This window comes from Spirulina subsalsa PCC 9445 (assembly GCF_000314005.1).
In the GTDB taxonomy this organism is placed as follows: Bacteria; Cyanobacteriota; Cyanobacteriia; order Cyanobacteriales; family Spirulinaceae; genus Spirulina_A; species Spirulina_A subsalsa.
Map to the genome: position 1 here is coordinate 1,691,725 of NZ_JH980292.1, position 12,437 is coordinate 1,704,161.

Below are 12,437 nucleotides of genomic sequence, written 5' to 3' on the forward strand. Positions count from 1 at the left end.
GCCAACACAAGAAAGGATTACCATTTCAAGTTAGCCCATCAACTCTGTGATGGAGTCGGTAGTAAAACAGCGTGGATTAACTGCGGTCGGTGCGCCCGTGGTCAAACAACCCAGTAATGGCGTTCTGTCGGGGACTTCGGTCTAGATAAGAGTCTATATGGGAATCCCTCGCTTTCAGCGATGGGAGGTTCAAAGTCGGGGAATAGGGAACAGGGAACAGGGAACGGGGATTGGGGATTGGAAATCGGGAGTCGGGAATCGGTGTAGGGGCGCAATGCTTGCGCCCTAGGGAGTCGGGAATCGGGAATCGGGAATCGGGAGTCGGGAATAATTATCAATTCTCCCCCTCTCCCCCTCTCCCCTGCTCCCCTGCTCCCCCTCTCCCCCCCTGTTCCCTGTTCCCCGTTCCCTGTTCCCTAGCCCCACGAGTAGAGTTATTCAGCACGCACCAACTAGCACATATTTACCATTTTTTGCTACAATAGTGTACAGTGAACACCCAATTATGGGGGAAAAATGTCCACAGAAAGCACCACTCAACCCGTACAAACAACCTACGAGACACCTTGGGAACCCGACATTTGGGAGCCTGAGATGCCCCCAGATGACCTAATTTTTGATGACGGAGAACCCTTGGAAAGCAATCGTCACCGCATAGCCATGAACGTCCTGATCTTCTCCTTACAACAAGCTTGGCGAGAGCGAGAGGATTATTTTACAGGCGGCAATATGTTTGTCTACTACAGTCGGGAGCAAGCGCGCAACCGAGATTTTAGAGGCCCAGATTTTTTTGCTGTACTGGATATCGACGGCAGTTATTCCAGGGAGGGCTGGGTCGTCTGGGATGAAAATGGACGCTATCCCGATGTGATTATTGAGTTAATGTCTCCTTCCACTTATCAAGTGGATTTAGGGGAGAAAAAAGACCTCTATGAGCGAGTATTCCGCACACGCAACTATTTTGTTTATAATCCCTTTGATGCCAATTCTTTACAAGGTTGGCAATTAGATAACACATTGCAATATCAACCCCTTGTTGCCAATGAACAGGGCTGGTTATGGTCTGATGCGTTGGAATTTTGGGTCGGAGTCTGGGAAGGTTCAGTCATGCGGAATACAGCCCCTTGGTTACGCTTTTATGATGCCCAGGGGAATCTAGTTTTATTGCCCGAGGAGGCCGCCCAACAGGAAGCCCAGGCCGCCCAACAGGAAGCCGAACGGGAACGGGAACAGGCTCAACGAGAACGGGAACAGGCTCAACGAGAACGGGAACAGGCTCAACGGGAACGGGAACAGGCTCAACGGGAACGGGAACGCGCCCAGGCCGCAGAAGAACGCGCTGCCCGTTTAGCGGAACAGTTACGCGCTTTGGGGGTAGAAATTGAGGATCAGTGAGAGTGAATTAGGAGTACATTTTCCGGTACAGTGATCTAAAGCACTCACACGAAAAAACTCATGAGCAATCCCTTGAAATGGTTGCGAAAGCCGATTAATTTGGTGTTAATGGCGATCGCAACTACTCTGTTTGTTATCTCTCAAGTTACCATTTCCCAAGCCCTCGCCCCCCATGAGAATCATTACGAAATCTGGGGATCTGATCAATCTAACTCCGTCCCCGGTGTGGAAAGTCTCGGAGTCCAAGGAGGTCTGATTTGGATTTGGGACAGTCAAGACGTAGAACAGCAAATCACATCCGGAGTCACCGCCCAACCTTTAGGCTGTGATGGTCAAAATCGCCCCGGAGACGGGCCTTGTGATGTGAATGTCGTTTTTCCCCCCAACTTGGCGGAATACGACCAAAACCGCCCCACAGGGAAAACCCTAGGCGACCTCCCGGGATTTGGGCGTTTACACGGAATGTTAACCGACCCCCAAAACAAATATCTCAACGTGAACTTATTCACACCGGGGGGTGGATATGTGGGTATTATGGACGGAGAAACCAAAGAGGCGATCGCTCTATTCCGCGTCACAGCCACCAACGCCAGCGGCCCTGAACGTTCCGTCCATATGTCCTTCTGGAACTCCGACGGCAGCGCCCTATTACTCGCCAATTTAAACGGGAAATTATTAGAACGCATTGATATTGTCCGCAATCAGGACGGTAAAATTATTAATGCTATATACAATAAAACCGCCTCATTAGGCGTGGGCAAAGGGATGGAAGTTGTTGACTCCGCCAAAGTTTATCGAGGCAAAAACGCTCACAATCATGACCTAGTGGGTAAAGTCCTAGGCAACTATAACCCCACCGCCCTAGCCGATTTAACCCCCAGTGGTCAATGTAAAGAAAATGGTTGCACCGCCGAAAATAACGCCAGCCAAGGGGGACGACCCAATAATCTGATCATTTGCCCCATTGTTTCCAGCTTAGATCATACCTACATCACCCTCGCCGCCGGGGGTCTGTTAGTCGCTGATACCAAAACCACCCCGATGAGCATTATTGGGGAATATAGCAACGAAGTTGTTAACGGTGCAGGCTGTGGGGGAGTGGAAGTAGACGGCACCATCTGGTTAAATGCTGGGGTGTCCGCCTCCGATGCCGGAGCCACCCAATCCACCTTTAGCCTATATAACCTTGATGACCGGGCGTTTAGTAATCGTCCCAATCCCCCCAATACTCCCGCCCCCGTCGTAGTGTATAAAGACCCCACCAACACCACCACCAACGGTCATATTGGGGGAGAGGCCGCTAACACCACCGGACAGTTACCCGGCACCACCACCCGCCATGATAATCACGGCATGGCCGCCACCGTTTCCGGAGCTTATCTCCACAATACCGACCGGATTCAGAACCGGATTCAAGTGTTTAACACCCAAACCTTAGACCGGACAGACTATGATCTCACCTCCGCCGATGGTCACGGTAAGGGTTTAGGAGCCTGTGCGGCCGCTTCCATCACCGACGATTCCAACTTACCCACCAACGACCCGGCTCCGGATTTAATGGAACCGAGTCCTGATGGAAAGTATCTCTTTGTCGCGTTCCGGGGGCCGCTTCCGGTTTCTGTCGGTCACTCATCCCAAGGCAGTTGTCCGGGGGTGGGTGTGGTTGAACTCACGGAAAATGGCGCATCCGGTCGCTTAGTGTCTGTCCTGCGCAGTTCCAATGTAACGGATAGCGCGCTTTCCTCAATTGCCGGGGGTCACGACTATCAAGGCAGCGAACACAGTGATCTCCACGGTGTCGCGATTCGTCGCCACTCCCACTAAATTGGGCTAAATGGCCCCACCTGAACCCGGTTTCTTGGCACGTCCTACCAGAAACCGGGTTTCTTTTGGCTCACTAACGCATTCAAGAGCCAATTTTTCTCCTGCTATAGCAAGCCTCAATCAATTATGAAATGCGATTACATAACCCTAGATTTTTGAATTAGAGGCTCAAAGCTCGTCCCCTACTGACTTCTGAATTTCTGAACTCCTGCATTCTTCCTCCAAAAGAGATTCACAACCCAGATAGACCCGCTATAAATGGGTTAACTCTGCAATTCCCGATCGGATTTTTCTCTTCAGAATAAGTGGGGATAAACCATCGGAGAAATTACTTACATTCCCTGCGTAATTTTTCAACAAGATTTGATGAAGTTAAGGCGTTTAGCGCTTGTCAAGAGTGAAACCTAGCAAAATGAACTTTAAATGAACTCCGGAAAAGAGGTGAACTTTTCATGAACTTTTCCGCTATTTAGCTGTTGTAAAATGGTCGCCAGAACTAAAGATTAGACCATTTCCTGTATGTTACTTTCTCACCCTCATTTTTTGCTACTTTGTCCCAACCTCTTCGGGTTTAAAGGGGGGATTCAAGTTTATTCACAATTTTTACTGGATAGCCTGCGATCGCTTTATCCTCAAGGCAGCTTTGAGGTATTCCTCAAATACGATCAACCCCATCAATGCCCTGCACCCCCGAGTAACACCCGCTTTCACGGGTTCGGGGTATTTCCCCGTTCCCTGCAAACCCTCCTCCTGGCCGCACAACCCATCCTCTCCGGTTTGGAAAAAACTCCGGATTTAGCGATCGCCACCCACCTCAACTATGGCCTGACCTGTTACGCCCTCAAACGTCTCGCCGGAATTCCCTACTGGATCATCGTCCATGGTCTAGAAGGTTGGAACTTAGAGCATCCTTGGCGAGTGAAAGCCCTCCAAAACGCCGACCGCGTAATAGCTGTGAGTGAATATACACGCGATCGCCTCCTCGCCGAACAACCCCTCACCCCCCAACAAATCAGCGTCCTCCCCAACACATTCAACCCCCAACAATTCCAACCCGCCCCCAAACCCGAATATCTCTTAAAACGCTATCACCTCAACCCAAACCAGCCCATCCTCCTCACCGTCACCCGTCTCGGCAAAACCGCCACCTACAAAGGCTACGACCAAATCCTAAAATCCCTCGTCACCCTGCGCCAAACCATCCCCAACCTCCACTATATCCTCATCGGCAAAGGAGACGACACCCCCCGCATTCAAGCCCTAATTGAACACCTCAACCTCCAAGAAGCCGTCACCCTAACCGGATTCATCCCCGACCATGAACTCTGCGACCATTACAACCTCTGTGATGTCTTCGCCATGCCCAGCAAAGGCGAAGGATTCGGCATCGTTTACCTAGAAGCCTTAGCCTGCGGGAAACCCGTCCTCGCCGGGAATCAAGACGGATCCATTGACCCCCTCCTGCGCGGCAAAATCGGCTGCTTAATCGACCCCGACAACCTCCCAGAAATCACCCACAACCTCCGACAACTCCTCACTCAAACCCACCCCAACCCCCGACTTTTCCAACCCCAAACCCTCCGCCAAACCGTCATCCAAACCTTCGGTCTAGGTCAATTCAAACAAACCCTCAGCCAACTCACCCACAGCACCTTATGCCCCCAATATTTCCCCCCCATCCTACCCATCCAGTCCCTGCTTTAAACAGACCCACTGAAAACCCCTAAACCATCTACATCAAATTCTCTCCTTTCCCCAGAGAACCTTCTAGAACCCAACAATTCAACACCGTTCATTAGTCACAGGAATCTACCATGTTTATCGGACAACTCTTCTTTAACCTCTTCGGCACCAAAAAATCCCAATCCCCCGAACAGGAAGAACAAACCACCTACTTTCAGGCCTTCATCCTCGAACCCATCCTCACCCCCAGCGGCCTCATTGATGCCGGAGACGACAGTCCAGATCCTGGCTGGATTGAACCCATCACCATTGACCCCTCCGACTTTGACCCCCTCGACCTTCCAGAATCCGAACTCGAATCCCCCAGCCTCGAAGAAATTGAGCAATTCCACGACAGCGAAACCGACCTAGAATCCGTCCTGCCGGACGACCATTTTGAAATTGAAGACGAACTCGAAATCATACCCTACATTGAATTAGAACCCCAATCTCCCTTTAACGCTGGAGTCTTCACCGTCGGCGACACCGGACAAGTCGAAATCGACTACCTCTTTGACGGCGGCAAATATCAATTTGAACTGGCCATCTTCAGCTTAGAAGGCATGGAAGACTTTGAACCCGGTTCCGAGGCCTTCATTGCCGAAGCTGCACGACGCGCCCTCTCTAACTCTGAATTCGGTCACATCGTCATTCAAGACCGACTCGAAGGGGCAAAATTTGAAGGCCTAGGCAACCTTGGAGAAAATAACAACTGGAACTCTGGGGACTATTTAGGCGTGAAATCCTTCTCCATGCGGCCGGGGGATGAATTCGCCTTTATGTTAACCCCCAATGGGCGCATACAAGAGGTTTTAAATAACCCCAATATTACTGGGACAAAAGCCCCCATTTTCTCCTTGGGAACCGCTAATCCTGATGATATGTTCAACTTCGGGCAGATTGCCGATGTGACAGGGGATGGCAGTACCTTTGTCATGGAAGATGTCCAGTTTGGTCATGCTTGGTATGACGGGGACTACAACGACTTAATCTTCCAAGTGCGCGGCGCAACAGGTGAAGCACCCCTAATGACCGACTTAATCGACCCGGCCATAGATTGGCGGGAGAGTGATTTAGGTCAGGCTTTGATTAGTTATGCCACCCGTTACGTGGAGGAAGTGGGCGTTGAAGATATTGGGTTTAGTTTCTCACGGGAATATCAACCCCTCATCGGGATTATTGACACGGGATTTAGTGCAGATAATCCCGATTTGGACTATTCCAACATCATGTTAGGACGAGATTGGATTGATGGGGATGATAATCCCTTGTTGAGTGCTGGGGAAGGCAATGAACACGGAACCCATGTCTTGGGGATTATTGCTGCCCAACGAGATAATGGGATTGGCATTGATGGCATTAATCCCGATGCACCGATTTGGTTAGGTCGTGCAGTAGGTTCGGGTCGTTGGGCAGATTCTTTGGTGGAATTTGTCGATGCAGCGGTGGAGTCGGGTCAACCCAATGCGGTGGTGAATTTGAGTTTAGATTTAACTCAGATTGATGCTGAGGGCAATGTGACGACTCGTTATGAGTTTACACCAATGGAACGAGCGGCCATTGAATATGCACGCCAGAACAATGTGTTGCTGGTGGTGGCGGCCGGGAATGATGGCGGTGTGATGTCGGCTTTGGGTCAAGCGTCTCAGGAGTTTGATAATATCATCACCGTTGGGGCGGCTCAACAGTTTGACCCGACGGCTTCCCCGTGGCAGGGTGCAGACCGGGCGGATTATTCGAGTTATGGCCGTGGCTTGGATTTGATGACCTATGGTGGAACGGAAGAGAATCCCGCTTTTTCCCTGAGTGGGGATGGGATGGGAACGATGGCCGGAACTTCTGTGGCAACAGCGAAGGTAACGGGGGCGGTGTCTCAGGTTTGGGCAGCGAATCCGGGGTTAAGTTACCGTCAGGTGATTGAGATTTTGAAGCAGACGGCGACGGATTTGGGTGAGACGGGGTTTGATTTAGCCACAGGTGCGGGTTTGGTGAATATGATGGCGGCGGTGCAGTTGGCGAAAGCGACAAAGCCTCAAGATTATGACGTATTGGCCACTATTATTCCTGATACTTGGAGTGGTGAAGGGGTCTTTACGCCTGGGGAACGGGCTGTCAATCATCCAATTGTGCGAGAAAACTTTAGCGGCTGGGTGATGCCAACAATCGGTGTTGCTTTGCGGAATAGTACCCGCCATGAAGACCGTAGCGGTTTGGCTGAACCGTACCAAAAAACTCTCTCGTTTGATGCCTGGACTTATGGGGAGCGAGTGACAGATTATCAGTTAGGAACTCCTGATGAGTTGTGGTATCGGGTATCAGGAACGAATTATTGGGTTCCTAGTGCCTATATCTATGGTTTTCCTGGCAGTCGTCCGCCAGTATTAGCACCTAAAACAACACCGACTCCTCAACCGCAGCCTCAGCCCCAGCCATCACCCAGTAATGGGAATAATATTATTAATGCGGTCAATAAAGTTAATCCCGATCAATGGTACTATCGACCCCGCGACATTACGGGCGATCGCATCAACGAAACGTTCTGCAATTGGTTTGCGGCTGATGTTCTTGATCAGTTAGGGGTTCCCATTCCGCGCAATGGCCCTAGTGCTGGTGCTTACACGAAACCTCACCCTATCTATGGAACGAATACCCCATATAAGCCTTACGGAACTGACCAGTTATTAAATTTCATGAACCGTGGCGGGGATGGGATGTGGGAACGAGTGAGTGCATCGGAAGCCGTCAGTAGTGCGAACAATGGACAGGTTGTCCTTGCTTGTTCTGTAGGTCATGTTGCTGTTGTTATCCCTGGCGGGTCTGGCTCAAATGTCCGGATTGCTCAAGCGGGTGCAACGAATGGTAAGGATATGAGTGTTACTACAGGGTTTGGTAACATTACGCCTACCTACTTCCGGTATAAGGGGACTGTTAAGGGTAGTGTTAGCCCCAACACGAATACTTCTTACTCACCTCCAGCAACACCTGGACAAACACGGCAGTATATTGTCAAGTCTGGGGATACTCTTTGGGGAATTGCCCAACGAGAGTTAGGTGATGGCAATCGCTGGCGGGAGATTAAGAAGGCCAATGGTAGTACTTTTACGGAAGCTGAGGCGCGTAATTTGCAAGTGGGTCAGTCTGTCTACCTACCTGTGAGTTATCAGACGGGAACGGGTAAACCTGTTACACCACCTCCTAATTCTACGCCTGGAACGACGAGCAGTATTAACTGGGTGAATTTCAGTGGTACTGTTGGGCCGTCTATTGGTGTGAATGTTCGGAATAGTCCTCGGTTTGATGATCGCAGTTCTCGCAATGAACCAAATGGCAAACGTTTAGAATTTGATGCCTGGACTTATGGTGAAACTGGCACTGATATGTGGACGGGACAAGCCGATAACCGCTGGTTCAAGATTAAGGGAACCAATCAATGGGTTCCAAGTTGCTGGATTTGGGGTAATCCGCCAAGTTCTGGCTCGACTGGTAGCGGAGCTGCTGGTAGTGTTTCGATTGGGGGAGAGGTTGTAGGTAATAGTTCAAAAAGTTCTGATCCGAATGGAACACGTGGTACTGCACAAAATTTAGATATGTCTAAAGGATATGTAGTCCTGGAAGGAAAGATTGGCTACATGGAAAGTCACGGTCGCGATCTAAATGACTACTACAAGTTTCACGTAAATAGTTCTGGTCGCATCAATATCGGTTTAGATGGTTTATCCGGTGATGCAGACATTGAGTTGTTGAATAGTAGTGGACAAGTTATTGCCAGTGGTCGTCGTAGTGGGACAACGGTAGAAGCAATTACACAGTACTTATCATTTGGTGATTACTATGTGCGTGTTACTCCTCATGGTTCAGCTAAAACAAACTACAACTTGCGAGTGGTCAACCTTGCTGGACCAATTACTAACGGCGACAAGTATTATAACAAGGGTGCAACGCTCTGGCGGTTTACATCGCCACCACCATCTTCTGGTGATGTTCTTTCCAATGGTCGAATTATGCAAGGTTCAGGAACTAAAGGCATTGAAGCTGGTAAAGATACCATTGTTGTAATTCATGGAAATAATCCAAACGGTGGAGCATTAGACAGTGATAGCGACATCATTTCATTGGCACACGCTGCTGTTAAAGCTTATCCAAATCATCAAGTTCTAGTTCTAGATTGGAAAGGAGCGGCGAGCAATGGTAAGCTCCAAGGCGAGATTGCTCCCCATAAATCAGCTGGTGCTATTAACCCTGTCGCAACATGGGCAAAAAATACATTAGCTGCAATTGGACTAGAAGCTAAGCACATTAACATCTTTGGTCATAGTCTTGGCTCTTATGTCGGTGCTGAAATTGGGCGGTTATTCGGTAAAGTGAACAGTATTGTTGCACTGGATCCAGCAGCAGCAGGAATACGTGGTGGAGGGGATACTTATGATCTCAATGGCAACACATCTGCAACGACAGGAGATGGCGAAAAAGTAAAAGATTTCAGTGATGTCGCATGGAATTCAGTTGCTTTTGTGGCTTCTGATGAAGAAGTTGGGTGGCTGGGAGATAATGATCGAGCTGCTACTGCCGATAATTCATTCATTATTCGCTACAAAGACCTTGGGAATGATACGTTTGGAGAAAAAGCTCACAATGGTGTCGTTCAAGTCTTCACAAGTATGCTCAATCGTGGAATTTACAGCTTACAGGGTTATAAAGAAAACTCTATAGCTAACAATGGAGTGTCTTATAAAAATAGCTTGGGGCGGAACAAACATGAAGCAGTAATCAATGCGAAAAAAGAAGGTGGTATCTGGAAATATAATGGTCTTTCATATATTTCAGGATCAGATAGTGCACGGTGGATCTAGCTGATTATCAGGTCATATTTCTACTGATGGAAATATGACCTGAACCTTAAGCAGTCGATGATTTACAATATCTAGTACCAGAATCTCACAGAACGTAAAATGGAAATTACCCCTTTTTTGAGTATAGATAACCAACCAATTTCAGTTGCCCAAGCCCTTGCCTACCTTCGTGCTACCGGCGATCTCCAGCCCTTCCTTCTGAAAATCATCCGCCAGCACATTTTAGAAACAGAGCTGCAAACCCACGACGATCTAGAAATTGATCCTAACATTATAGAACAAGCAGTCATTGATTTTCGCTTTGAAAATCAACTCAACGATCCAAACCTTTTTCAAGAATGGCTCATCACTCAAGGAATAAGCTATGCAGAATTTCGCCATCAAATTACTGCTAGATTAAAAATTCAAAAACTCAAAGCAAAGGTGACAGGACATAAAATCGATGAACACTTTAGTGCCAATCAAGCATTGTTTCAAAAGGTGGCTCTATCCCGAATCGTCGTTGTCGAAGAAAAATTTGCCCTAAGTTTGAGAAACCAAATTCTAGAAGACAGCAACCAGTTTGAATTATTAGCACGGGAGCATTCCATTACCGAAGATCGTTTCTCAGGCGGCAAGATGGACATACTGCATCTCAGCCAAATTCCAGAAGAAATTCGAGAATTTGTTGCTACTGCTATTTCTGGTCAGATAATTGGGCCATTGCAAGTCGATAATCATTATGTCTTACTTCGCGTTGAAGAATTTTTTCCAGCCTCATTAGAAGGTTCACTCAAGCAAGAGTTGCAAGAGGAACTATTTGATCAATGGCTACAAGAAAAAGCACAAAATATGACTATCAAAATGCACATTGAGTGATGGGCTTTTTGGGGAAACTTGAACCCCCTTTGCGTCCCCTAACAACAGAAACCTAGTTTCTGAATTTTCCAAGCCACTCACCTAACCATTCCCCAGAGTGAAATCGCCCCTTCCAAGTTAAGGCAATATTGGGGGCGATCGCTTTTTGTGAGATGCGATCGCCCTTTCCAACTTCGAGACAAGGGGGGTGATCGCTCTTGTTGAAAAATTGCCAACCTAGAGAGCGTGGGATAAAATGAAGACCACAATCTCAGTTATTGCCTCATGAGTGGCATAAATCAAAGGAGATCAATATCATGTCATTCCCCGCACTAAACCTAGCTGAAGATTGGGACTTTACAGAACTCTGGATTGACCCGACTGCTTCCCCTCCCTATGTTTTAATTTTGCTCAGTCATGAGTCCGGCAAAACCCAAATTTATGATCCGGCCCAACAGTATCAAGTGATTTTTGCTAGTCCAACCTATCAAGAGGCTAAACTTTGGCTTCTTGAGGATGAGTATGAACGAGTAGAACAACGTCTCTGCGCTGAAAAGGCATTGGTTTGAGGTGATTCGGCTTGTGTTTTGGCGATCGCCTCTTTCCTGCTCTAAGGAATATGGGAGGCGATCTCTTTTTCAGGAATGTTTTTAAAACAGGTATAATAAGGAAAAAGACTAATGCTTTCAAAATGGCAAAACTTCCCATTGAAATAACCAATCTTGTAAACTCATTAAAACAACAAGCTTTAAATATCGTTGATGAATCTCTAGCTCTAGAACTCAAGATTTTTGAACAATTTGGAGAAACTGAAAACACCCTCCCTGCTTTAGATGAAATGAAGAATGCAGGAGAAGATGCCGCATCTGCTTATTCACAACTTTCTCTCCTTCAGTTGCAAATTGCTAAGATTCAGCCTGATGCTCCTTCAGATGTGCTAGACTTGCTGACAAAGGCAATTGAGAGAACACAACTCCGAATTCCTGCTTTAGCGAGAAGCATTCAAGAAGTTCAACAAGAATATAATAGATAAATTACAATGAGTAATTCATTTGAACTCCCTAAAACAGAAACATCTAAACGCTTATTACAAAATCTTCGTAGAACTCGTTTAGAGGTTCAAGAAGTGAGTTTAGAACTTGAAGAAATCAATGTAAAACTAGGAGAATATATTCGACAAAAACAATTAGAGAGGGTTAGGAAAAAATTGATTGGCTAATTAGAGAATCTGTATTTTTAGTCATCACTGAACGGATTACCTCGATTGAGTCTGAAACATTCCGCGTCACCAGAATCAAACGATTGACCTGAGCGTTCGCGAAGCGTTCGGGACGAATCGCAGCCATCTGCCCATTTGAATATGAAGGCATTCGACCCAAAGTTGTGAGCCTATCTTTGGCCAAGTGCGATTGGGTTGTAGGGAATGTGGGGGCGATCGCTTTTTGTGAGATGCAATCGCCCTTTCCAACTTCGAGAGAATTTGAGGTGCGATCGCTCTTCCCGACTCCAAGCAATTTAATCACCCCAAACCCATAAACCCCAACGCACCACAGCCCCAAATCCCGGCAGTGGTGCATTTTTCATCCGGGCGGGGGTGCAAATATGAAACCCTAATCAGCCAGAAACCCGTTAACTGGCGTTGGGCAGATGCTCAATTTCCGGATTTGCCGCCAGGAGACTATACCGCGACGGATTGTGAAACAGTCCCTGAAAAGTCAACCTGATAGCCAACCTATCTGAGTCGTGCAAAAAAGGCTCGCCTGGAATCGGAATAGGACAATAGCCTAGAGTTCACGTCTCATTAGCGGT

10 protein-coding genes are annotated in these 12,437 nt (G+C 47.8%); all 10 read left to right on the forward strand.

Annotation, left to right across the window (positions count from 1 at the left end):
• Positions 1 to 230: 230 nt before the first annotated feature.
• The 10 genes from SPI9445_RS30400 (at position 231) to SPI9445_RS30405 (ending at position 12,164) form a co-directional block, all read left to right on the forward strand.
• Entirely contained in the window at positions 231 to 485 is a 255-nt protein-coding gene (locus SPI9445_RS30400) for a hypothetical protein (protein ID WP_017304198.1), read from the forward strand.
• Between the two features lie 31 nt (positions 486 to 516).
• Positions 517 to 1,395: a Uma2 family endonuclease gene (locus SPI9445_RS0107915; RefSeq protein WP_017304199.1), complete on the forward strand. Its 879-nt coding sequence runs from the start codon at positions 517 to 519 to the stop codon at positions 1,393 to 1,395.
• 60 nt (positions 1,396 to 1,455) lie between these two features.
• A complete protein-coding gene (locus SPI9445_RS0107920; RefSeq protein ID WP_017304200.1) occupies positions 1,456 to 3,219 on the forward strand; it encodes a hypothetical protein in 1,764 nt (587 codons plus the stop codon).
• Between the two features lie 519 nt (positions 3,220 to 3,738).
• On the forward strand, positions 3,739 to 4,923 hold the full coding sequence (locus SPI9445_RS0107925; protein ID WP_017304201.1) for a glycosyltransferase: 1,185 nt from the start codon (positions 3,739 to 3,741) through the stop codon (positions 4,921 to 4,923).
• A 110-nt stretch (positions 4,924 to 5,033) separates the two neighbouring features.
• Positions 5,034 to 9,791, forward strand: a complete 4,758-nt coding sequence (locus SPI9445_RS29155) for a S8 family serine peptidase (RefSeq protein ID WP_083883506.1) — start codon at positions 5,034 to 5,036, stop codon at positions 9,789 to 9,791.
• A gap of 99 nt (positions 9,792 to 9,890) precedes the next feature.
• Complete coding sequence (locus SPI9445_RS0107935) at positions 9,891 to 10,649, forward strand: peptidylprolyl isomerase (protein ID WP_017304202.1); 759 nt, start codon at positions 9,891 to 9,893, stop codon at positions 10,647 to 10,649.
• 296 nt (positions 10,650 to 10,945) lie between these two features.
• Positions 10,946 to 11,197 (forward strand): hypothetical protein, encoded by a 252-nt coding sequence (locus SPI9445_RS0107940; RefSeq protein ID WP_017304203.1) that lies wholly within the window; start codon positions 10,946 to 10,948, stop codon positions 11,195 to 11,197.
• Between the two features lie 50 nt (positions 11,198 to 11,247).
• Positions 11,248 to 11,661 carry a hypothetical protein gene (locus SPI9445_RS0107945; protein ID WP_017304204.1) on the forward strand — a complete coding sequence of 138 codons (414 nt, stop codon included), beginning with the start codon at positions 11,248 to 11,250 and terminating at the stop codon, positions 11,659 to 11,661.
• Positions 11,662 to 11,667: 6 nt separating this feature from the next.
• Positions 11,668 to 11,847, forward strand: a complete 180-nt coding sequence (locus SPI9445_RS0107950; RefSeq protein ID WP_017304205.1) for a hypothetical protein — start codon at positions 11,668 to 11,670, stop codon at positions 11,845 to 11,847.
• A 164-nt stretch (positions 11,848 to 12,011) separates the two neighbouring features.
• Positions 12,012 to 12,164, forward strand: coding sequence for a hypothetical protein (locus SPI9445_RS30405; protein WP_164674486.1), 153 nt, complete (start codon positions 12,012 to 12,014; stop codon positions 12,162 to 12,164).
• Positions 12,165 to 12,437 lie beyond the last annotated feature (273 nt).

What these genes read in the sequence shown, in the direction of transcription:
- SPI9445_RS0107915 (WP_017304199.1), top strand. Translation starts at nt 517, where the DNA reads ATGTCCACAGAAAGCACCACTCAACCCGTACAAACAACCTACGAGACA.
- SPI9445_RS0107920 (WP_017304200.1), top strand. Translation starts at nt 1,456, where the DNA reads ATGAGCAATCCCTTGAAATGGTTGCGAAAGCCGATTAATTTGGTGTTA.
- SPI9445_RS0107925 (WP_017304201.1), top strand. Translation starts at nt 3,739, where the DNA reads ATGTTACTTTCTCACCCTCATTTTTTGCTACTTTGTCCCAACCTCTTC.
- SPI9445_RS29155 (WP_083883506.1), top strand. Translation starts at nt 5,034, where the DNA reads ATGTTTATCGGACAACTCTTCTTTAACCTCTTCGGCACCAAAAAATCC.
- SPI9445_RS0107935 (WP_017304202.1), top strand. Translation starts at nt 9,891, where the DNA reads ATGGAAATTACCCCTTTTTTGAGTATAGATAACCAACCAATTTCAGTT.
- SPI9445_RS0107940 (WP_017304203.1), top strand. Translation starts at nt 10,946, where the DNA reads ATGTCATTCCCCGCACTAAACCTAGCTGAAGATTGGGACTTTACAGAA.
- SPI9445_RS0107945 (WP_017304204.1), top strand. Translation starts at nt 11,248, where the DNA reads ATGGGAGGCGATCTCTTTTTCAGGAATGTTTTTAAAACAGGTATAATA.
- SPI9445_RS0107950 (WP_017304205.1), top strand. Translation starts at nt 11,668, where the DNA reads ATGAGTAATTCATTTGAACTCCCTAAAACAGAAACATCTAAACGCTTA.